A 24,358-nucleotide genomic window follows, 5' to 3' on the forward strand; every position below is an offset into this window, starting at 1 on the left:
GGGAGAAAAAATCGGAGCTTCTGGAGCTGTGGGTTCAGGCTCATCCTCTGAAGATAATCCGATACAAAGGTTTGAAGCACCAGGCCATGAAGCTGCAGAAAGAAAAGCTTTAACGGAGAAGAGGGCAGATGGGCAGGAGTTTAGCAGTGAAGAAGCGTCTATGACTTATTTCGGAAACTGGATGAGAGATATGAATCAGATCATGGTGCCAGCTTTTGCTGATGCCATTGGGAATGATGGAGCCTTTGCCCTTATCAAGATTCTGGCACTTAAAAAGTTTGGAAGAGAAATTAATCCTGAGTTATTCGGATATTATATTCCATCAGAGCATATAGATAACCCTGCAGGTCAGGTTCCGGGAGCAGATTATTTTACCTCTGCACCAACAGTAAGTCCTGACCTTAACAATGCAAAGGAAAAAGACAGATTCAATACTCAGGATTATCCTGCCCGGCCATCTCAATATGCAACATCACAGGAGAACACAGATCCGCTTACTGGTAGTGTGTTAGGGGCAAATATATTCTCTGTGGATGATAGCGGAGTAATGGCATATATAAGAAGAACCAATCTTCATGTAGAAAAAAGACTAGAGCTGGCCGCGCTGAAAGGAAGAACTTCTGAAGGGCTCGTACACTTTGGAGCAGCTATGCACGCTGTAGAAGATTTGTTCTCGCACTCCAACTATGTTGAGATTGCACTCAATAAAATCCTTCAGGAAAATCCTGCTTTAAAGTCAGATGGAAGTCCGGGCTTATTGCCGGAGCTTACTGGAGATAACAGGCAGGTACAGACACTTTCATCTAAGACATCAGATGGAAGGCCAACTCTGGTGACAGGTACATTTACCAGTCTTGATACACTTGAGTCTGTCGGGAGTGAAGGTGTTAAAATGCTGCGGATGGGGCTGGCTCCAACGGGAAACAAAGAGGAGAAGAAAGCCCAGGAAGCTCTTGTTAGTGCTTCATTAAAAAAAATGGAAACACTTAAGTCAAATCCTGTTTTAAGGACAAAAATGGTTAAAGCTATAAAGGAACAGCAGATCCCGATTGTTTCCGGTTTTGATAATAATACTATTGATACTGCAATTCAATATGGCAACGTCAGTGATTTGTACAATTCAATTCGTGAAATCAACAAATTGTTTCCTTTTTTAAACATACTTGGCCCTGTTCACGACCTTATAGTTTTGGCAATTAATGACACGGTTTTAAAACCTACCGCAGACAGAATTGAATCACAAATGTTGGGTGTAAAGGTTCAGGACACCCCTCTTTATAAAGGAAAGAAGGAGGTGGATGAAATTGTAAACAGTGGAGGAAATAAGTTTTCTCCCGTTCAGGAAATGACTGCTTCAATAACAGGAGTGGCGCCAGATCCAAAGAAAAACCTTGCAGATGCACAGAAACGACAAGCACTTCTTAATAATACACCATCAAAAGTTCTTGCTAATGCATCACATTCACAATTGGCAAAAGATCACACCAACAGTATATTTTTCGGTCTTGCTTTCAAGCTAGCTGTTGAAGCAGATAAAAAGCTCAGGGATAAAATGCTGTCGGTATGGGCCGGATCACCGCAGGTAAAAGACCCTCATGTTGAAGAAGCAAAGGCTTTCAGAGAGGAAGAAGCAAAGATAGCAAAAGACAATGGTATCCTCAATTCGGTGAAAAACTGGCTTGCTCCCGAGCCCAGTGATAACGTCAAGATGGCAGAAGCCAGATCTAAACAGGAATCAGAATCCTTAAAATTTGGTAAAGAAGTCTATGCAGAAGGTAAAAAACCAGGTCAGGAGTATAATCTTCAGGAGATGCGTGATGATTCTGCCAATAGGATTTTAGCCATTTCTGCTACAATAAAAGGAATTGCAAATGCCCCTGGAAATGCTAGTCAGTCGATAGGTGAACTTAAAAAAGCAATGGGTAATAATAAGATTGATAACGAGGAAGCTAATAAGGTTCTTGATAGGTCAATGAAAGAGACTAACAAGGGTCAGGAATTAATGGATAAGGATAAACTGATGCTAAAACTAAAAGAAGTGGCGGGAGATTTTGACAGAAATGCTGTATTAGTGAGAAATGCGGATACTTTAACTAAACGAGAGTTTGCTTATAATGAGTTGAATATAACTAAGAAAAAGCTTTTTAATGCTATAAAAGCAATTTCTTTGATGGATGCTAGCAAACGAGCGATTGATCTTTCATCTCTTGCCTCTTTAATTGTGTTATTAGACAGAGAAATGGCGATATTAGCTCCAGCCTACACTTCTGAACAACTCCAACTATTAAACGATCCAAGTCCAGCCAAAGCATTGCCAAGGTCAACTATAGTCCTTCCATCGCTTTCTCGAGTGGATTCATTGGCAGTGGATGATAGTAAAAAACAAGCAATCAAAGATTTGTTGCAAACATCAAGAGAAATAATAGATCATCCTTTCGATTCTACCTGGTGGAGGCAGCATGTCATAAGTTTTATAAATCAGCATCATGATCAGATACTAGAAGAAATTAAAGCAAGGAATGCTGGTTATGCCAATTTTGGAGGAGAGCATCATCATTAATAATTTGTAAAAGAGTTTGTGAGAAATTTGACGTTCCTGTATTTAATAGATCAAGTCTTGTTGGAAAAGGTAGAATTAGAAATTCAGCATCTGCTAATTCTGTGGTGAACACAATCATTTATTTTAATCTGTATGAGTAAAAAATTGGTTATTCTTTTTTTAATCTTCACCTTTTCTATAAAAGGTTTTTGTCAGGTGGTGCAATATGATAGTATTGCTTATTATACTATAAATAAAGAGAAATTCCTTATCAGCAACAGGGGTAACCAGATTTCAATTAATAGCTATAACTTCATCATTTTTAACTTTGGAAGCAAACTTATTTCAGTAACTAAGGATGGGAAAAGTGGATACATAGACAGGATGGGGAAAGTAGTTATTCCATTAGTATTTGAATATGCCTGGAGATTTTACAATGGATTGGCATTAGTAAGTGATTTTAATGGTAATGATGGATTTATAAATGAGGAGGGCAATGTATTAATTCCGATTAATAGTTCATCTTCTTTTGATTCGTTTACAGGTATTTATTCCGATGGCTTAATCCTTAAAAGTGATAACTTCATTTATGGATATGTTGACAGTATCAATAATACAAAAATACCTTTCGAATATGATGAGGCTGAAATTTTCATCGATGGGTCATCAATAGTAGGAAAGAAGGACCAGTGGACAATCGTTCTCTATGGCACTATAGACAAGAATAACAATGTTCAGATACCTTTAGAGTACAACTATCTTGAATACCAGTATAATGATCTTTATTATGCGGGTAAGTTTTTCAACTTCGGTCAACCGGATTATCATTATGCTATGGGATGTGTGAATAGCAGGAGTGAAATAGTTGTTCCCTTTAAATACGATTCCATTCAGTTAAGACAAAAGCATTTGTATATCAAAGAAAATGAATGTTATGAGCTGAAGCTTGAAAACTACATAGTGTGTGACATCAGAGAAGAAGGCTGGCGTATTGTAGATACTAAAAATGGAAAGGAGACTGCATGCTGTTATGTTGATGTGGGAGAAGTTAGTGGCGGGTATCTTGAAGTGAAGAAAGATAAATGGGGTTTGGTGGATAGCCTTGGCAATGTAAAAATTCCTTTGACTTATGATTTTGTTGAAATTTATGGTGATGATATTGTTGCAGTTAAGAAGAATAGCAAATGGGCTTACTTTAAAACAGATGGAACGCAGATAACGGATTTTGTTTATGATTATGTAACGGAGTTCAGGTTAGGTTATGCCCTTATCAAGCAAAATGGGAAGTATCATTTGATAGATAAGAAAGGAAAAGTAAAACTTGCAAATTTTCCTGTGAATGACAAAGAAGGAGCATATATTCATCACCCCGTTCAAGGTACCAATACTTTATTGTTTTGGAAGAAAGGCAAGTATGGTTTAATGAATATGAATGGAAAGATAATATTTCCTGCAAAGTCAGAAGAGGCAATACTTTTTGTGAGATGATTTGATAGATGGAAGAATTTTGAGAGATATGATTATGGAGGAAATTCTAAATCATTATAAAAAAAAGACAATGAAGACAAGGAGAGAAAGATCTTTGTAAGAAATAACTCTTGCATAAATTTTACTATGAAATTCCCTGCTTATAGTATTCATACTTATAAAGCCAGAGCCCATAATATTTTAAGTTCAATTAAATAGAATAGATTCTGACAAATGCAGCTTTTTCTGTAAGAATAATTTTAGTATGTTTCCCAATGAATCCTTTGGTTTGAGATGTCGTACTAAAAGGGTTAAACAGTAATCAGTTTTTTTCATATAGCTTTTATAGGAGTGAGTTAGCCATGGGAGAATTTTTACAAAATCGCCGTCAGGAAAATAAATCCAAGAATGCCCACCAGTCTCAGAATTCAAAACAAGGAGCAAAGGATAATCAGATTCAAAAGAAGGAAGCAGAGAATGAGCAGGACAATTCTGCGGAATCTCCGGTTTCGGAGGTATTTCAAAGGAAATGGGATAATTCTGATAGCAGTGAGGATAATAACATTCGAAGAGGTCCTGTTCCTACCATGTCTGAGGTTTCAGAAAATACTATTCAACGCAAGGGGCCCATACCATTACAGTTTTATGCTACAGATATAGAAGAAGAACCTGTTCAGAAAAAAGGACCTGTTCCAATTCAGCTTCAGGAATCTGAAGAGGATGAAGAACCGATTCAGCGCAAAGGACCTATACAAGCGATGGTGGAGGAGAAAGTAGAGGAGCCCATTCAGCGTAAAGGCCCTGTCCCTGCTATGGCAATGGAACCTGAAGTCCAATATGATATTGGCAATGATACAGCTTCAGATAAAATGCCTTCAACTGTCCAGGCCAAAATGGAAACTTCATTCGGAGAAGATTTCTCTGATGTCAGCATTCATAAGGACTCAACGCAATCTAAAAACCTTAATGCATTGGCCTATACACAAGGCAGCAACATTCATTTTGCTCCTGGTCAATACAATCCTGAATCGCAAAAGGGACAAGAGCTACTTGGTCACGAACTCACTCATGTGGTCCAGCAGCGGGAAGGCAGAGTTCTGCCTAAAGTACAAAAGGAAGGCTTTGGTATCAATGACGATAAAGGACTGGAAAAGGAAGCCGATGAGATGGGGGAGAAGGCTGCAAGGGGAATTGTACAATCATTTAGGTCAACCTCTCAGTCAACAAAACCTGCTGGTTCTATTGTACAAAAGCAAGCGGCTAATGATCCCCTGAAAGTAGACAAAGGACAAATAACATTTGATGCTGAAGGTAACAATGACTCTCAAAGCAAGTATTATTCAAGAAGAGCACACTGGCCGGGCGGGCCTTCTGGAGTAACTATAGGCAGAGGATACGATCTTGCACATAGAGGATCAAAACAACTTATAAAAGATGAATTTACATCTATAGGAATTGATTACTCTAAGTTTTCAGGCGCAATTGGACTACAAGGGGAAGAAGCCAAAGAGTGGCTTGATGACCATAAAGATAGTCTCCCGGAAATTTCGCTGGAGCAGCAGGAGAAATTATTTAACCTGAGCTATACAAGTATTGAGAACGATGTAAAAAGAATTTCAACAAAAGCAGATGTAGTTGAAAAGTATGGAGAAGTAGATTTTGAAAAACTTGATCCTACCATTCGCGACATTATTGTAGATTTGAGATTCCGTGGAGATTATTATGGGGCAACAAGGAAGTATGTTCAGGAACCGATGGTGAAGAATGACCTTCAGGCACTATACAAAGTGATGAAGGACAAATCGAAATGGAAGAATGTTCCGGAAGACAGATTTAATCGCCGTGTGAAAGCCATAGAAGCTGGGCTTGGCCTAAATGGTAATTCAAGCAAAACAACTCCAGCAGCTACTGCAATAGTTCCAGCTTCATCCGGTAATCAGTTGGGTGATGGCGAATATGTGGTTAAAAGCGGAGAATCTCTCGAAATTATTGCTGCCAAGTTCAAGACAGATGAGACAGCTATAAAGAATCTGAACAAGGACAAATTAAAACAATGGCCAACTAAATCAGGAAAGGTGGTAGAAGGTTTTGCTGCCGGAGATAAGATTAAGGTTCCTAAAATACAGGAGCCATCAGAGACAATTACCAAGTCACCATTGGCAGAAGACAAAGGAATTGTGGAAAGCTCATTTGATTTATTGAATGATGTCATTGAAACAACAAAGGATTATGTAGAAGACAGCTGGGATTCTTTTACAAAAAGTGTGGGAAGTCTCTTCAGTTCCAGTGCAAGCGTAGATAAATCAAATACGCCGATAAAAACACAGGAGACAAAATCAAGCTCTGTTTCAGCAGAGAAAACAGAAATTAAAACTGCTGCTCCTGCCCCTGCTACTCAGGAAACGGAAAAGAAAAGTATCTATTCAAGCCAAAGAGATAACAAGTATAGCGGCACTGATATTTACGGAGCTGGAACAAAGGGTGGAAATGTCTCTGCAGATAATATGTGTAACGTGACATCTCTTGCTATGACGCTAAAAAGTCATGCATCAGAACACGACCTGAAGACGAACACAATCAATATCTTAATTAACGGAGGCGGTTATGATGAAACGAAGCGTGCTGAGCTAATGGGATTTGATCTGGAAGATCTTATTATAAGAAGGTTTGTACAATTGGGTGCTGATTACTTCAAGAAAAATGTAATGGGCAAAGATTTTGAATTTGATAAAAATCCTCCTCATCAGTTTGGAGCTTGCCTTTCACATGTTGGAAAACAGATTATTTCCGGAGTTCAGAAAACCCTGGATTATTATGATGTATTTGATAAAACAAAATACGAGAAAATTGCTCCTGAGCTTGATAAAGGTAACACAGGTTTTGGAGGAACTTATCTAACAGGGGGTCATGTGGTAAACCTGGTAAAAGTCGTAGCAGACGGACTTATTATAAACGATCCATATGGATTGATACTGGGAGTTAAGGGAAGTTATTTAAAGAACGGAGCAAAGATCGCTGATAACAAACAAAAGATTACGGATAATTTAACTACAATAGAAAAACGCTTAAAATATAACTCAGCATTACTGACCCAGACGAAAGCCTATCTGACATCAACGGAAAAATTATTCCCTCATAATATGGGTGAAAATGTTTTCGTAGATTGGGATGATGTAAAAACTTTCTCCATATTCAGATGGCTTGTAATTTTAAAAGTAAAATAGAAAGATGAAAAAATATACACCATTATTCATGGCTATTTTTGTAGCCTGCTCAACTCCTTCAGAAAAGACTGAAATGAAAGACACCACAGCTTATTCAATTAAAGATACATCAGCGCCTTCTGCGATTACGGAAAATAATATTGCAAATGATCATATGACTATCCTGGCTTTTCATAAACAACTTCAGGCAACTCCTCTAAGACTTAATCATAATGTCTCATACACTTTACCGGATATTAAAGAGGAAGATGGTAAATATGCAGTATATGATCCCGCCTATGAAGAACCTGTTGACCAGGCTGTCGTTTCAACTTCCCATGATAGTATTGCATATACTTCCGGTGATTATTCAGTAAGAGCAGTCGAGTTGAAATCTTGTAAAGGACAATCCTATGCAGCACTTCTGATTTCAGAACTGATGGGAAACTTTGAATCTTATACACTCAAAGTATTCAGACTTAATAATGAAAAATTTATCGACGTGACTGATGAAGTGTTGAATCAAAGCGATTTGAATGCAATTACCACAGCAAATATTTCAAAAGATGACTTTCACTATCATATTGATAAGAATTCAATTAATGTAAAGCTGAATCCTTCTAAGCTTGGTCCATCCTTTAAAGAGTCCAATGGAGAAGACCCGATACTAAAAACAACGGAGGATGAGAGGAAAAAAAGAGTTAGACTGGAGTGGTCTTCCGATGCATGCAAATTTATCGTGAAATAAAATCTTGTCAAAATTTTATAATCAAATAACCTTAGTAAAATGTTACGTATTTCAATCCTTTTATTGCTTTCAATAATGATTTATTCATGCTCCAATGAAAAGAAAAATGATCAGCAAGAAGTAAAGACAGACAGCTCAGCTGTTATTAAAACGGCTCCCCAAAAGATGGAGGAAACCTCGACTGATTCTCCTTCAACGGGTGAAGTAGATACTTACACTTCCTTTATTTCTAAATTTAAAGAACTACCTACACCTGTGGAATTGGTCCCTAGAGACCTTGAAGAGGATCAGCTTATTGGCATTGATACAAACTATCAAATTAAATTCATAAAACCATTTACGAGTAAAATATCAGAAAACGACTATCCGTTTAATTTCAATTATCCGGATTTTAATAGCAGCAATTATAAAGCTATAGGAAAACTGACGTTAAGTGAGAACGTTACTCTTGCGGTATTTTCATTATTTTATGAGAGTTATACTTTTATTGGAGTTATAGCTTATGACAAAGACGGAAATATCCTTGACGGGAAAATGGCAGCTGAAGAAGAAGGCGGATCTCAGGTAAGAATGATATTGACGGGTACCCTAGAGAAGTCAGAGAATACAGCTGTTCTGAATACGGATTACGTTGAAAAGCATTACGATGATAAAGGAAAAGTTACAAAAAAGAATCCTATAAACACTAAATATAAATTTGATCTGAATTCAGGAAAGTTTGTAGCTGAGAAATAGTTTAAAGATCAGGTCTTGGTTAGAGAGAGGTTATTTCAAGAAGGAGGTAACCTCTTTTTATATTATATTTATTTGATTGTGCGGTTAAAGTATGGAAGGAAAGTACATTCTTATGAACTAGTTTGACAATTAGAAATTTTAAACAAGAGATGATGAGGTTTATAATCATAATAAGTGCAAGTATTATATACTTGCAAGGTTGTCACAATAAAGAAAAGAAACTATCGGATTTTCAATACCTGACTGATTCTTTATCTCAGGAAAATAACTTTTTAAAAGCAAAGCTCAATGCATCTGAGGATAGCAAGACTGGCATTGAGAGTCTGCAAGCAAACAAAAGCAGGAGTGATTCTTCTTTACAGGTTTACACCCTTGTCGGATCCTTCGTTGGTGCATCGCTTTATGATTGTTTTCATTTATCTTTCAAAGATACGAGTGGAGCTATAAGAGACTTTGATAGTCCCGATAATACCTATGGTATGGATATTTTTGATCGATCGTCATCTTTACGATTAAAGAAAGAGATTCCCAAAAAGAGATTCAGGATTTGGTGTGCGACTTTAAAAGGTATAGACTGTAGAGATGCTGACAGCTACCATCCCGATAGTCCTAAAGCTTATATTGATATGCCTACAATTATTAAGATGCAGGAACTTAGATAAGTTGAGGTGAAAAGATTTTTCTTTGCTAATTTTTAACAAAAGAATCTAATCTGAACTCAGTATAATTTGCATCAAATATATAATCTGTTTGGGTGCCTGATTTTTATTTGCATTGTTATCAGAATAAAAATTTATTCATTTAAGTTTTATTTTTTTTCTAACTCCTTGACTTTTAAATAAAACTTTTTACTTTTGATACTCATTTTCATGTACAGATTTTTTTGTACAAAATTTTTGAGTACAAGTTTGTAATTATACTACCAGCTGTTGGATAATCTGCAAGCTCACGAGTTTAACTAAAAACTCTTTCTTTATTAATTCCGGTTTTTTGAATGAGTTTTTAATGTTGGTTCCGGAAGATTAAACAGCTTTTTCATTTAACTTTTATTCAAATAGCTATGGGAGAATTATCATATAAGAACGATCAAGGTTCAAATAAGCATCAGAAATTTCAGCACATACAGCCTAAGTCATCAAAACAAGAAAGAAGCAGAACATGGTAGAGTTTTGCAATGAATTCAGTATTTCAAGGGTGGGAAAAACCTTGCAAGTGATAATGGATCTTATAAACTGGATTGCTATAGGTTTTTAGTATACATAATTATTTTGAGTTGGCGGAGCCAATTTTTAGTTTTTGAACAATAGTTCAACCATAAAATAGCTATGATGAGAATACACATTGTAAAATAAATTTTTAACCCAAACAACTTTTAATAAAAATGAAAAAACGACTCTTTTCATGGTCCATAGTTTATGCTATGGCTAGTATTCTTTTTTTGTCTTGTAAAAAGGATAAGGATAATAAACCTCAGCAATCAGCAGAATTAACATTTAAGGATCCGAGAGATGATAAGATATATAAAACGATTAGGATTGGAAATCAGACATGGTTTGCAGAGAATTTAGCTTATGAAGGAACATTTGATGTTGGCTCTTTTTCTTATCCTTATTCCAGTTTGGATTCGGTAAAGATGTATGGCATGATGTATACAGGAGATGCGGCAAATATTGCGTGTCCTGATCGTTGGCATTTGCCTTCAGATGAAGAGTGGAAAGAACTTGAAAAATATTTGGGGATGTCAGAAGAAGATTTAGGCAAAGTTAGTTTTTCTCACCTAAGGGGAAAAGATAAAAATGTGGCTTTGAAGCTACATAAAGGAGGATCTTCTAAGTTTGAATCAATGAATATATATGGATTTGGATTTTATTGGACATCCACAGTTGTTGATTCAGATCAATTTTTAAGGTCAATTAATATCCAAGCACCTGCAGTGTTTAGATCTCTAGAACCTATTTCTCGTGAAGCGTGTGTTCGTTGTCTTCAGAATAATTAAAGAGATTACTTGAATGGCATAACCTATTTAACATTAATTGGCAAATGATTATATGTAGATTTAATCTTATTAAAACGAATGCGTCTATTGCTAATTTTTATTTACCTCAATTTTTATAAAATTTTTCAACCATATAAATAACAAAATATGAAAAAACTCTTTATTACTATACTTTGTGTTTTTTCCATCACTCAAGCTTTTTGTCAATTGGGAAAGCTTGACTCAACCTTTCAGTCTTATGGCTATTCTGTTTTCCGAATTAAAGCAGCCAAAGAATTACCAGATGGAAAGATAGTTATAGCAACTGATAGGGGACTAAGGCGTTTCAATACGGATGGAACAATGGATAATACATTTTTATATGCATTTAGTTTATCCAGTAATTTATATGCAATGGAGGTTCTGCCAGATGGAAAGATATTAGTTAGTGGATACCTAAAAAATATAGATGATTCATTTTATGGTCGATTTGTTAGGTTAAATAGTGATGGTACTATAGATCTAACATTTAAAGGTGACAGGAATGCAAACTCAATTTCAATTATTAAGATAAGACAAGATGGTAAAATTTTAATTACAGGAAATTTCCAAGAATATAGTAAAATTTCCATAACAGGAATAGCACTTTTAAATAGTGATGGAACACTTGATGATTCTTTTAGAAGCCAGTTTACTCTAGAGGAAGTTTCTTTAGACAATTGTGTTGTTCAAAATGATAACAAAGTTATTCTTAGTGGAAACCTAAAATTTGAAGATGGTTATACAAAAAGAATAGCAAGACTTAATTCAAATGGATCTCTAGACAATGGCTTCAATGGCGGAGAAGGACCAAATGGTCGAATATCTAAATTGATTATTTTATCATCAGGTAAAGTACTTATAGCAGGAGATTTCTCAGAATATGATGGCCAAGAAATAAATAATTATGCTCGACTTAATTTGGATGGAACATTAGATAAAGAATTCAATCCAGGAAGTGGGTCTACTTATCCTTACTTTACTTCAGTCCATGTTTCGAGTTTAAATGAACTCCCGGATGGTAAAATTATTGTTTCATGCTTTTCTCCAGCCTATAATAATAAGAGAGCTTTAGGTCTTTTCCAGATTAAATCGGATGGAGCTTTTGATAAAAATATTACTACTGCTTCCATTAGTTATATAGAAGGAACTGAATTACTAAAAAATGGGAAATTATTAGTTTATGGTTCTTTTCAATCTGTCAATGATAAACCGAGGAACAGAATATTTCTTCTAAATACTGATTACAGTCTTGATATTGATTTTAATCCTGGAGATGGTGCTGATGCCGGGATTAGTGACTTTGTTTTACTTCCTAACGGGAAGATTGTTATTGTTGGATCATTTACTTCATATAATCAGGTCAGGACCTGGGGAATTGCTCGAATATTAAATAATGGTTCTCTTGATCCGTCTTTTAATATCGGAACTGCTTTTGAGGGCATTGGTAGTGAAACTTCTGTAAGTGCGATAGAAAGACAACCTGATGGAAAGTTTCTTATAGTAGGAGGGTTTAGCATTTTTAACGGTAAGCCAGCAAATAAAATAATAAGACTTCTTTCAGACGGTTCATTAGATGAAACCTTTAAAGAAGGAACAGGACCTGATCAAAATATAAGTTGTGTCAAAGTTCAATCTGATGGTAAAATTGTGGTTGCTGGTATATTCACTTCTTATAATGGGAAAAGTGCAAATAATATAGCGAGGTTAAATTCAGATGGTAGCCTTGATGAAAGCTTCAACCCGGGAAAGGGGCCTGATTTAGATATTTATGATATTGAAGTTATGCCCGATAATAAAGTGCTTGTAGTAGGTAGATTTAATTATTTTGATTATAATCTAGTCAATCGCATTGTTCTGTTAAATGATGATGGTAGTATAAATTCAGAATTTAAATCTGGTATTGGTGCTGCTGATGAGATTTATTGTATAACTCTGGATAAGGATAAAATATATTTGGGAGGCAATTTTGATTCCTTCAATGGCCATTCAACTAATGGGGTCGTTCGTTTGAATAAAGATGGAAGTGTAGATAAAGAATTCGGTGCTCAGTTTTTTCAGGGGAATATTTATGTTAGAGATATCACGCTACAGCCCAATGGAAAAATAATAACTACTTCTCCATTTAAAAGATTAAATTATGATGGGTCTATTGATAATGACTTTAACCTGGATAAGGTCGAGTATATTAATAAGCTTATTATCCAACCTGACGGAAAATTTTTAATAGCAGGAGCCTTCCATTATTATAAAAACACAATGATAGGTAATATCTGCAGAATTGAAGGTGGTGACATAACAACCCCTAGTGGTATTTTCTCAACAGTAGAGTTTCAGTCTTTTTCATCTGTCTATCCTAATCCTGCAACTGATATTTTAAACTTTAATGTTGACGGAACGAGTAACAGGTTCAGTCTATCAATCTATTCAATGACAGGACTGGAAATTCTTAATACTGAAATCCCTTCAGGACAATCTGTAATTAATACAGAAAAATTTCCAATGGGTATATATATTTATAAAATCAGTAATGAAGATGGAGAGTACAATACAGGGAGGATAATAATCAATAAGCAGAAGTAATAGAGTATATAATATTAATTAGGGGCCATTAGTTTATTATGGCCTCTGATTTCAATTCAAAGGTTGTTTTGAATTTTTTTGGTTAAAGATTATTTGGCCAAACGCGAGTTAGAAGATGTTCAACTTAATCGAAGGATTAACTTCATAACCTATCTTCTCAATGATTTCTTTTCCGTTATGTTTACAGCATACTTGAATTATTCTGTCAATCACTCAATAAATTTGCTTTCAATAAAATAATTATCAAAAAAATTTCAAAATTTTTCAACCTCAGTATCTCAGTTCAAACAATTTTTCCCTATTTTGGCATTCACGAAAAACCTGATTAAGTGTATTAATATTTTTGCTGGAGTGATTATTAGTTTTTCGTGGGTATACCAGTTTTTTTAGAGAATAACTTTTTATCAAATTCGCTAAGCTATGGGAGAATTTTTTCATAGGAGTCGTCAGAGTTCGGACAAGAATCAAAATCTTCATCAGTCTCAACAAACGCAATTAAAGCCATCTGAAAATAAGACAGAAGCACAACCAGAAGAAAAGTCTTCCAATGAATCCTCTTTTGAATCGGTAATGCAGAGAAAGTGGGATAGCTCTGGAGGAGAAGATGAAAGTAGGAATCAACGTAGGGGGCCAGTTCCACCAATGGAGGTAGAAGATAATGAACAGCCAATACAACGTCGTGGTCCTGTTCCGATAGAGGATACAGAGGAGGAAGAACCAATTCAAAGACTTGGTCCAGTTCCTTTACAATTCCATTCAGCGGAAGAACCTATCCAAAGGAAGGGCCCTGTGCCACCAATATCTATAGATTCAGATGATCATCCTGAACCAGCCTCTTCATCATCCGACCGAATGCCATTTTCAGTACAAAGGAAAATGGAATCATCCTTTGGGGAAGATTTTTCAGACGTGAACATTCACAAGGATTCCTCTCAATCAATGGAACTTAATGCACATGCATTTGCAAAGGGCAATGATATACACTTTGCTCCAGGCATGTACAATCCGGAATCACAAAAGGGACAAGAACTACTCGGTCATGAGCTGACTCATGTAGTGCAGCAGCGAGAAGGAAGAGTTCAGGCAACTGTTCAGAAGAAGGGAATAAACATCAATGATGACGAAGGATTGGAGAAGGAAGCGGATGAGATGGGTGCGAGGGTGGCGAATGGAGAAGTTGTTACGGAGGATTCGAATACACCATCTGAAGACAATAATGAAACTCCAAATGCAGATGAGCGACAAAGTGAATCTGGAACGACAATAATTGTCGGAGTTAATGGCAATATGCCTGTTGGAAGTCGAGAAGGAATTATGAAAATACAGTCTTCTCTTAAAGCTTTGGGATTTTATCAAGGTTCGGAGGATGGCTATATCACAAGGAAAGACGGAAATGAAAGTGACACTGTAAAAGCGATCAAGAATTTTCAACGGGAACATCAGTTAGCCGAAACAGGGAATGTTGATGCATCAACTAATTCTTTGATTGATAATCTTGTGTCTGCATTGCCTCAGGCTGATAATATTAAGGAAGTTCCGACAAGTTCTGATCAAAAGAATGATCCTAAATCTTTAGAAGTTTTTTTTGTGAATTATGAAAATTTCGCAAGAATAGAACTCAATCATTGGTATTCCAAAGACAACAGTGTCCCTAAAGACAAGAGAATTGACGCTTCCTATTTTTCTAAAGAAGCAAGAAGAATATATAGGGAGAAGGGAGATCTTAGCTATGTAGTACCAGTACAGTATGCCTTGGCGCAATTAAAACTTGAAGGAGGTTTAAAGGGAGCGCAAAGATCTGCATCTAATGTATTCAATGTTCATGCTTATGATAGTGGGGTTACTAAAGAAGAGAAAGAGATTGATACCCTCGAAAAAGGATTTTCAGCATATTATAGCCTTATGGCTGAAAGATTTTTAACTGATAAAGGAGCAGATTCCCTGCTTGAAAACGGCAAATTTCTTAATAAAGATGGAGGTGTTTATGCAACCAATCCTTTTTATGAGATTGAAATAAAATCAGAAATAGGCTTCATGTATTATAGGGCATCAGAATTTATTCTATCTGCCAGCGTGGGAGCTGGAGGAATGAATAAATCTGGTGATGTAAAAATAGTAGGGTCCTTGTTGAATAAGGCCGGTTTTCTTAGCGAAGATAAAATTGAAAATTTGCAAGCTGTCATTTCAGCTATATTGGCTTATCAGAAGCAAGAAATGGTTCCAAAGGATGAAAAATGGTTTAAAGACCGGGAGAAAGAAGTAAAAGATCAAAATGATAAGGACAATGTAGAAACTAAAAAGAATAAATTTGCTGATGGTTGCATTGGTACAAAAGGACAGACTATTGGGCTGCTCTATTATCAGACGATATTGAATAATAAAATTCCGGATTTAACTCTTGAACGAGATAAAGAGAAATTGGAAAATGGAGCTAAAAAGGAAATTGCTCATATAAATAAGGCATCTAAAAATAAGACCCCTGTTTCAAAAGAAGAAATAAAGAAGCAAACGGAGAATTCTACCAAGCCAGAGGAAAAGAGAAATCAAGGGGAAGCAGGACGAAAGTTTGAATTGCCGAAGGTATTATTTGAAAAATATGATAAGGGAGAAATAAGTTTAATTGCACTGGGTAAAGGGCTTATGCCACACACTGTAAATAATGGCAGCTTGGTTTTACAGGTATTTGAGCAGATGGGGTATTGGCAACGAGACAATCTTGCATATGTGATGACTATTTCAAGCTCTGATAGTTTTCTTGGCAGATACAATCGTGAGTTGTTGGGGAGAATGGCAGAATATTTAAGTGGCTACTTTAATACCCATAGCTGGGGAGAAAACGCAGAACAAGCGGCTAGGATAAACAAGATATTAAAGCCGGAGGTGAAGGTGTCGGAATCAAAAGTTGCTGAAGGAAGTGGTAAAACTTTAGTAAGCAGTTCTGAAGGAAGTTGGAAAGGAAAAACGTTTAAGATAAATAATACAGATGCAAGAATAAGGGATGAAAACATGTTGGAAATTAAAGATGAAAAGGGTAATCCCAAAGTAATTCCTAACGGAACAGAGATAACTATTTCAGCTGCAAAAGTAGTTTCTGGAAGTGGATATGTATTAGCGCAAGGATTTGGTTGGACCTCACGTACAAATGTTGAGGGCCAAATGGCAAACGAAACTTTTGGGGTAGAAAAAGCCAAGTATGATTCATTAGATGCGATTCATAAAACTGTTGGTAGTGCTGATGCAAGAATTAGAAAGGCTGGCCCCAAATATGAGGAGGAGAAAGGAAAGAAGATTCCTCAGGGTTCTTATGTAGTATTAAAGGAGGAGTCACAGGATACGGATCCGAAAGGAAAATTTGTTAAAGTTAGTGCGGTGGTTAAGAATTCAAATGGTACATTTACTGAAGGCGGACCTTTAGGCTGGACGTCCAAAAGTAACCTTGTTGATGGTTGGGCGGATTTTAAAGGTGAAAATGCGGAGTGGCAAAAAGGAAGCTATATTGGCCAGACAGATGTTGTTAATGTTGCAGGAACAGAAGGAATTGAGCAGATATCTTCCAAGACGTTAGAGCAATTTTTTATATTAAGAAACGCAGCAAAATTAGATGGAATAGAATTAAAGATTGGTGACGGTTTTAGGGAGTATCATAAACAGGAAAAACTTTGGAATGCAAATCCTAATCCTGAGGAAGTCGCTAGACCCGGAAGATCAAACCATCAGCATGGTCAAGCATTGGATTTAAATACTGGAGGATTTAATACAAAGGTTTACCACTGGTTAAAAGAAAAAGGACCAGAGTTTGGTTGGATAAGGACCGTGAACAATGAGCATTGGCACTGGGAGTATAGGCCAAGTGATGCAAAAGAATATGGATACAGAATGCCTAAAATAAATTAATGTAATATGAAGATTAATGTAATTAAGTTGTTTTATCTAGGAATGCTCTTAACTGCTTGTGTTGAAACTCCAGAGAGTGGAACTAAGTCCACAGAAAATTTAAATGTGGAAGATGTGTCTATTGAGGCAAAAACGGCCCAAGCAAATGATGATCATGAAACTGATGACAAAGAGTACATTTTTAAAGGTAAAAATGGCATTGTAGAAGGCACATTGGTAATAGCGCAGCAGGGAGATTATCGACATATAGCTATTAGAGACAGCCTTGGTTACTTGGCATCTTTCTATATTGGGAAAAACTCAAATATTACAGAGCAAAAGTTTTATGATATGGAAGATGGTTTGTATGATAATGAAAAAGTGAGAGTTTTCTGGTCTTATGAAGATAGATTTATTAAACAAGTTGGAAAGAACGAAAAAATTGTAGTTGTTGATAAGATAGAGTTTTTAAATAGGGAATAAAAAGGATTGGGCTCTATTTTCAATCGTCGTTATAATATTCAGGATTCCACGTTTAAAGAATAGTTATGCATAAAATTTATATTCGCAGTTTTGACAGAAGCAACAGTATTTGGCTGTATGCTTTAAGGATAGTAGATGCTAATTGTTTTTAATTTTAGTCTCGTAAGATCTGCACCTCGATTGGCAATTGCATTTTGAATAAACAGGTTAGAGTGTCCTCAAGTTTGCAAGAGGTTATAGAACAAGAAAAACGATAAATTCATGAATAAGATTGTAATTGTTATAGCAATTTTAGTTGCAGTTGCGTGTTCAAATATTAAAGAGACAAATGAAAATGTTGTTCACCAAAATGTTAAGTCGGAGGAAGGAAAAAGAAGTGATACCTTACTGGTAGAGGAAGTGATCATTATTGATACCCTAAATGCTATGGCAATAGTGCATGAATTACTTCAATCAAGCGCATGGTTTTATAATGAAAGAGAATTGTGGATTCTAAATTGGCAATCAAAAGGAGATACTATGAAATCAATTGTCCTAAACAAGGCATTAAGTTCAGATTTATTCTCAAATGATATGTATAAAACGATTTGTCTAAATGCTGAGAAAAAGGAAAATATTGAAAATTTGGCATTGCATTTTGGAAATTATTTTCATAGCACAAAACTTTTAGGAAGACTTTTAAAGTCATTTTGTAAAAAGGATACAAATGAAATAATCAAGAATCTGGAAATAAAAGGGGATTCGGCAAGATATACTACGGAGTTTTACAATGTATTAAATGAAGCTCCCTATAATGTAGATGGGTTCGAATGGATGTCAGAAGTTGGTGAGCAAGGTGAAAAGTGGCTTTTTGCAGTACATTTAGTTAAAGAAGATGGAGAATGGAAGATAGACAAGGTAGATAAGCACTTTGGGCTATATAAGGAATAGGCAATAAGCAACAATCAGTTTGTAAATAGAAGGCAAAGAGAATTTTTCAAAACTAAGAGATTCTAACATTGTAGGTTAGGAGCTAATAAGGTTTGTTATAGGTGATTATTATTTATTGATGAGACAATTGGAATCTTCTCCCGACCACACACCCCTAACCCCTTTGCTTTCAAAAAATTAATTTATCAGAAAATTCTCAGAATTTTTCATCCTGAGCATAGGCGCTCGGATATTTTTCACGTTAAGCTGTTGATTTTTAGAAACTATTCCCTATTTTGGCATTCCGAAAAACTTGATCAAGTGTATTAATATTTTTGCTGGAATTGATTATTTGTTTTTCGAGGGTATACCAGTTTTTTAAAGATTAACTTTTTATCAGATTCGCTTAGCTATGGGAGAATTTTTACACAGGAGTCGTCAGAGTTCAGACAAGAATCAGAATCTTCATCAGTCAAATAATATACAAAGCAAGGGTGTAGCGCAAAAGCATAAAACCCAGGAAGCACAGACTGACGAAAATATTTCAACAGAATCCACAACCACCGAAGTATTGCAGAGAAAATGGGATAGCGCTGAAAGTGGTGGTGATGAAAGAAATAAGCGTAGCGGTCCTGTTCTTCCTATTGAAGAGGAGGAAGAAGAACCTGTTCAGCGAAAGGGACCTGAGCCATTGCAGTTGTTTGAAGCAGAAACGGAGGAAGAGCCGGTACAGAGAATGGGCCCTGTTCCAATACAGTTTCATGCAAGTGAAGAGGAAGAGCCGATTCAAAGACTTGGTCCAGTTCCTTCGATGGTAGCAGAGGACCATGAAGAAGAACCAATTCAAAGAAGAAGCCCTATACCATTGCAGTTTTATGCAACCGAAACAGAAGAAGAGCCAGTTCAGCGTAAAGGGCCTGTTCCGCCGATGTCAGAGGAGTTTGAAATAAGCAATGAACAAAGTCATGAAATAGCCTCAGATAAACTTCCACCGACAGTACAAGCTAAAATGGAGAACTCATTCGGTGAAGATTTCTCAGATATAAGTATACATAAAGATTCATCACAGTCCAAAGACCTCAATGCGTATGCCTATACACAAGGCACCAATATTCACTTTGCCCCAGGTCAATACAATCCGGAATCGCAGAAAGGCCAGGAGCTTATTGGACACGAACTGACTCATGTGGTGCAACAGAAGGCAGGTAGGGTTCAGCCAACCGTACAGAAGAAGGGAGTTGGAATAAACGATGATGAAGCTTTAGAGAAGGAGGCGGATGAGATGGGAGCGAAGGCGGCGAAGGGACATATTGTAGCTACATCTGGAAATACCTTAGGAGGTAATTCATTTCCCGGAACGATCCAGCAGTCAGAAGATGATGATCTTATAAATGAAAAGATAAAGATTTACAATGAACAGATAACTGAAGCCAGTTTGTTATATGGAATCTCTGAGGATCAAATTCGATTACTAATAGCACAGTGTTCAAAAGGAGAAAAAGATTTTACGGATGGTCAATCTTTCGGACTGTTGGGCCTTACTGAGCCTTTATGGAGTGAAACCAAAGTTAAATTCCCGGAACTTGCAAACTATGAATTCGGGAGCTCCTGGAATGATGCAAGAGCAAACATTTTATTGGGCGTAGCTGCGTATAAACTTCAATTAGCCAATACACCTAGTGCAGAAGCTCCTGTTGCAGAAAAGCAGACAAGTGACACAAGTACTTCAATTCTTGCAAATCCAACTGACTCCCAGAATGACAGTACATCTGCTAGTGATTCTTCACCTGCTCAGGATAATTTAAATGAGCAAGGGCTAAATTCAGGGCAACCAATTGCTGCATCTGGTGATCCTACGAAAATTATTGTGGGTGTTATTGACGATCTCCCAATAGGGAGCAAAGAGGAGATCATTAAGATTCAAAGCGCATTAAAAGCACTTGGCTATTATTCTGGTAATGCAGATGGAATGATAACCCGAAAGGATAAAACGGAAAGCGGTACAGTAAAAGCAATAGAGGATTATCAGAAAGACAACCACCTTCCTCAAACCGGTAATGTCGATGTTTCTACAAACGAACTTTTAATAACTGCAGTTTCTGTGCTACCTGCTCCTCCTGCTGAATCACCTGTCGTGCATAAACCAAAAGCTCCAACAAAACCTAAAAAGGTGGATGCTGAAAAGATTCCTCAAAGCCCTAAAGCAGCTGTAAAGGCAGTCTCCGCTCCTACTCTAACGTCAGAGCAGATCTATGCTAAGCACAGGGGTGAAATGCTTGCCATAGGGAGAGAACTATTACCTTATGCAAAGTCACATCCGGATGCGATAATAAAAATGCTCGATTACCTGACCTGGAGTGGCGACAATCTTGCTTATAATATCAGCTCCCATCTTTCAGAGGCAGATCTTCCAGGCTTGAGCAAAGATCTTATCCAACGTCTTTATGATGAACTTGATTCAGGTTATACATCAGATCTCGAGCAATTGCAAATGCAGAAACTGAATAAGTTTTTGTCAGTGAATATTGAAACCCTTTCAGAGTCAAAGCTTCCGACAAATCCCAAAGACATAGAAGAATACTTTGTTCAGTATGAAAAATTGGCTAAGAGAGAATTGGACTATTGGTATTCAAGTTCAAATAAAGGTGTGCCCGAGAGTGACAGAGTGAAGCCTGATCTGTTTGTGAAAGAGGCTCGCAGAATTTATGCAGAGAAGCATGATCTTAAGTATATAGTTCCGGTGCAATTTGCTCTTGCCCAATTAAAGATAGAAGGAGGTTTGGTAGGAGGGCAAAGAACGGGGGGAAATGTTTTTAATGTTGGTGCAAAGGATAGTGGAGTTACAAATTATGAAAAGAGTATTACCACAATGGAAAAAGGATTTAAAGCATATTACTCAATTATGGCAGACAAATATTTGTCTGGCAAAGGGGCTAATGAGTTGCTTAACAAGGATTCCTTTAGGCATGATACAGGAGTATATGCTACAAATCCATACTATGAAATGGAGATAAAGTCGGAAATTGGCCTGATGTATTACCGTACCTCACAATATGCATTATCAGGTACTGTGGGGAATAAAGGAAATAATAATGCTAAGGACATCGCTATTGTGGGTTCTCTGCTTAATAAAGTGGGTTATCTTAAAAAGGAAGATATAAGCGATTTAAATAAAGTGACAGAAGGAATAAGGAAATTTCAACAAATTGAAATGTCTCCTAAAGATGAAAAGTGGTTTAAAGAAAGGTTAAGTCATGTAGAAAGGGCAGATGACAAGAAGAGCATAACAAGTAAATCTGAAAAATTTGTAGATGGAAATGTATTGTCAAATGGACAAACAATAGGGTTGCTTTATTATATGGCAGTTTTGAATGGTAAGATTCCAAATGGTGGTGTAATAGTAGATAATAAGGGTGAATCAGCTTCAAATTCTAAAAGTGAGAGTAATATGAATAATCATAAAGGGAATGGTGATCTTATATCCATAGGTGACGAGATATTCAGAGCTATAGATGGATTTGGAACAGATGAGGAAGCTATATTTGTTGCCCTAGCCAAATTGAATCATAATCAAGGAATGATTGATGAATTAAAAAAATCTTATTCTTCAAAGTATAAAGTTTCTTTAATTGAGGATTTAAAAGGGGACTTGTCGGGGAGTGATCTTAAAAAGGCAATGCAATATTTAAATATTATGGATAAAGATGCCAAAGAGGGAGAATTTGAAGATAAATCTAAGAATGCTTCCTATTACATAAGTAAAGTCAAGTTTTCAGGAAATGCTGATCCATCAATTGTAAAAGACGATATAAGGTATATACTTGGATGTTTGGCTGACGCTGCAGGGTTATCCAATGTCGTAGTTACAGGTACAGCCAGAACAGCTTTAAAACAAGCTCAAGTGATGTATTATTATCTTAGTATAGGTGATGATATGGGTTATAAAGCTCCTGGTGAACGTGTTCAACAAGTTTATTATAAGATGAAAAAGGAAGGAAAAAAGGAAGAAGAAATTATAAATTCAATGTATCAAAAAATTCTTGAAGAAGGGCCTGAGAATGTTTCTGCTCATTGTGCAGATTATTCAAAAAAAGTTACTGTTGATTTAGGTTATGGATCGAACGAAATGACAGCAGACCAAGAGAAAAAATTTATAGCAAAAGTAGGAGAGTTAATGAAGAAAGGAATAATTTTGGACATTCAATGGAAAGCTAACAATAAAAAGGAGCAGGCATATCATTTAGTTATTGATGTAGCTAAAAGCAAGAGGGATTAAATAGTAATTATTAGATCAGATATGTAAAAACTGACTTTTGTCATAGATATTATGAGGGCATTTATTTTATATTGTTGTTTTGTTTCATGTTCAATTATGTTTCCCATTTTATTGGGTTGTACTAGTGGAAGTATTTCAAAACTTGAAACTAATATTGATTCATCTGATTCAAAGATTGCTAGTTATGGTCATTTGGATATGTTAGGTTCTGAAGCTGTTGCTAATGAAAAGTTGTTTGTTTCACGTAAAATTTTTGATATATCCACACATGAGAAGGACAAAGAGTTTAAATCTTTCAAAATATTAAAGGATACAAATGGTGAAATTTACTATACCGCAGTAACTCAGAGAGATGATTCAATTAATGCTGAAATTTTTAGTGAAGAGGATCTTCATACATTCCATGCTTCTATTATTTGCAGAAGCATGATCGATGCTAATGTTAGGCAGGACAGTGTTTCATACTATATGGATGAGATTTTATATTTAACAAAAATTTTTTTTAAAGATACTATCCCATATAACCTAATAAAATGTTCCGATAATAAGGAATTTAAATCTGTTAATGGCCAGAATAAATTTAAAGTATTCGCATTTGGAGGAAATTTGAATGAAATTTCTGTGGTGGTAAATTCGTCATCCGATCATCAAAAAATCGAATATGCGGTACGTGATATTGGAGATCTAGCTCCGTATAGAGATTGTGAATAGATGCCTTTGTATTTAAGGAGGCTAAAAACAAAAGGTAAACCTTAATTAAAGAAATACTTTTATGAAAATTAAATTTTCCTTTTGCTTTATGCTACGTATAATTTCTAGTTGTCAGAAGGTTCAGAAAAAAAGTGATTATTCTTTATCAAAGAATTATGAAAATGGTGCTAAAGGAATCACTAGGAATTTTGCTGGAACAAATGATGCTGATTCTATAATTAAATTAGATACTTCTGGAATCGTTTTTGGGTCATTTGATGATGCTGATCAAGGAGACGAAGGTGGATACATTTTCGTTATTGACACAACTTGAAATATTAAATCATATTCTCTTGGACTTAAAACTCCTATCGGAGAAAATGCATGGAATGATATGCTTAACGGAAGGTATAAAGGTAAAGAGATTAAGGTGCATTGGAAAATGAAAAGAACTTATATTGAATCTATAGGTGAATACAGAGATTTTGAAACAGCTGAAGAGATTGAGTTTATTAAATAATAGTATTGGATTTAAGTTCTATTTAGTAAAATTTCCAGATCCGGTTCATGGCAATATGTTTGGCTAGTATCTTTTTAGTTGGAATCTAATCGATTAGATGAGACAAAATCTAAAAATCTACTTATGCAAGCAAAGGATCTATTTTTGTTGAATGTCTGCTAAGCTAAGGAATCCGTTTTTTGATGCTAAAGATCAGAAGCCATTGTAATTGATACGAGAAAAGGAATCTCCTATCCATCCCCTAACCCCTTTGCTTTCAAAAATTTAATTTATCAGAAAATTCCCAGCATTTTTCATCCTGAGCATCCTAATTCAGAT

General features: G+C 35.9%; 15 protein-coding genes. All 15 read left to right on the forward strand.

The window, feature by feature from the left end; translation table 11 throughout:
* The coding region (locus tag MYP_RS20765) for an HET-C-related protein (protein WP_045467828.1) at window positions 1–2,560 on the forward strand (2,560 nt) is incomplete at its 5' end.
* A 132-nt stretch (window positions 2,561–2,692) separates the two neighbouring features.
* Window positions 2,693–4,027, forward strand: a complete 1,335-nt coding sequence (locus MYP_RS20770) for a WG repeat-containing protein (RefSeq protein ID WP_045467831.1) — start codon at window positions 2,693–2,695, stop codon at window positions 4,025–4,027.
* A 341-nt stretch (window positions 4,028–4,368) separates the two neighbouring features.
* Entirely contained in the window at window positions 4,369–7,230 is a 2,862-nt protein-coding gene (locus MYP_RS26225) for an eCIS core domain-containing protein (RefSeq protein WP_052430403.1), read from the forward strand.
* Between the two features lie 4 nt (window positions 7,231–7,234).
* On the forward strand, window positions 7,235–7,957 hold the full coding sequence (locus tag MYP_RS20785) for a hypothetical protein (RefSeq protein ID WP_045467834.1): 723 nt from the start codon (window positions 7,235–7,237) through the stop codon (window positions 7,955–7,957).
* A gap of 39 nt (window positions 7,958–7,996) precedes the next feature.
* Window positions 7,997–8,692, forward strand: coding sequence for a hypothetical protein (locus MYP_RS20790; protein ID WP_156140765.1), 696 nt, complete (start codon window positions 7,997–7,999; stop codon window positions 8,690–8,692).
* A 149-nt stretch (window positions 8,693–8,841) separates the two neighbouring features.
* Window positions 8,842–9,354, forward strand: a complete 513-nt coding sequence (locus tag MYP_RS20795; RefSeq protein WP_156140766.1) for a hypothetical protein — start codon at window positions 8,842–8,844, stop codon at window positions 9,352–9,354.
* A gap of 719 nt (window positions 9,355–10,073) precedes the next feature.
* Window positions 10,074–10,688: an FISUMP domain-containing protein gene (locus MYP_RS20800; RefSeq protein ID WP_045467843.1), complete on the forward strand. Its 615-nt coding sequence runs from the start codon at window positions 10,074–10,076 to the stop codon at window positions 10,686–10,688.
* 147 nt (window positions 10,689–10,835) lie between these two features.
* Window positions 10,836–13,289 (forward strand): T9SS type A sorting domain-containing protein, encoded by a 2,454-nt coding sequence (locus tag MYP_RS20805; protein ID WP_045467847.1) that lies wholly within the window; start codon window positions 10,836–10,838, stop codon window positions 13,287–13,289.
* 420 nt (window positions 13,290–13,709) lie between these two features.
* Window positions 13,710–17,183: an eCIS core domain-containing protein gene (locus tag MYP_RS25470; RefSeq protein ID WP_052430404.1), complete on the forward strand. Its 3,474-nt coding sequence runs from the start codon at window positions 13,710–13,712 to the stop codon at window positions 17,181–17,183.
* A 6-nt stretch (window positions 17,184–17,189) separates the two neighbouring features.
* Window positions 17,190–17,645: a hypothetical protein gene (locus MYP_RS20815; protein ID WP_045467850.1), complete on the forward strand. Its 456-nt coding sequence runs from the start codon at window positions 17,190–17,192 to the stop codon at window positions 17,643–17,645.
* A 261-nt stretch (window positions 17,646–17,906) separates the two neighbouring features.
* Window positions 17,907–18,575, forward strand: coding sequence for a hypothetical protein (locus MYP_RS20820; RefSeq protein WP_045467854.1), 669 nt, complete (start codon window positions 17,907–17,909; stop codon window positions 18,573–18,575).
* A 391-nt stretch (window positions 18,576–18,966) separates the two neighbouring features.
* The gene (locus MYP_RS25475) at window positions 18,967–22,830 is read left to right on the forward strand and encodes an eCIS core domain-containing protein (RefSeq protein WP_052430405.1); all 3,864 of its coding nucleotides are present in this window, start codon (window positions 18,967–18,969) and stop codon (window positions 22,828–22,830) included.
* 51 nt (window positions 22,831–22,881) lie between these two features.
* A complete protein-coding gene (locus MYP_RS20830) occupies window positions 22,882–23,541 on the forward strand; it encodes a hypothetical protein (protein WP_156140767.1) in 660 nt (219 codons plus the stop codon).
* 88 nt (window positions 23,542–23,629) lie between these two features.
* A complete protein-coding gene (locus tag MYP_RS20835; protein WP_045467859.1) occupies window positions 23,630–23,854 on the forward strand; it encodes a hypothetical protein in 225 nt (74 codons plus the stop codon).
* Between the two features lie 60 nt (window positions 23,855–23,914).
* Window positions 23,915–24,040, forward strand: coding sequence for a hypothetical protein (locus MYP_RS26810; protein ID WP_262506809.1), 126 nt, complete (start codon window positions 23,915–23,917; stop codon window positions 24,038–24,040).
* The last annotated feature ends 318 nt before the right edge of the window (window positions 24,041–24,358 follow it).

Origin of the sequence: Sporocytophaga myxococcoides, from assembly GCF_000775915.1 — a bacterium.
In the GTDB taxonomy this organism is placed as follows: Bacteria; Bacteroidota; Bacteroidia; order Cytophagales; family Cytophagaceae; genus Sporocytophaga; species Sporocytophaga myxococcoides_A.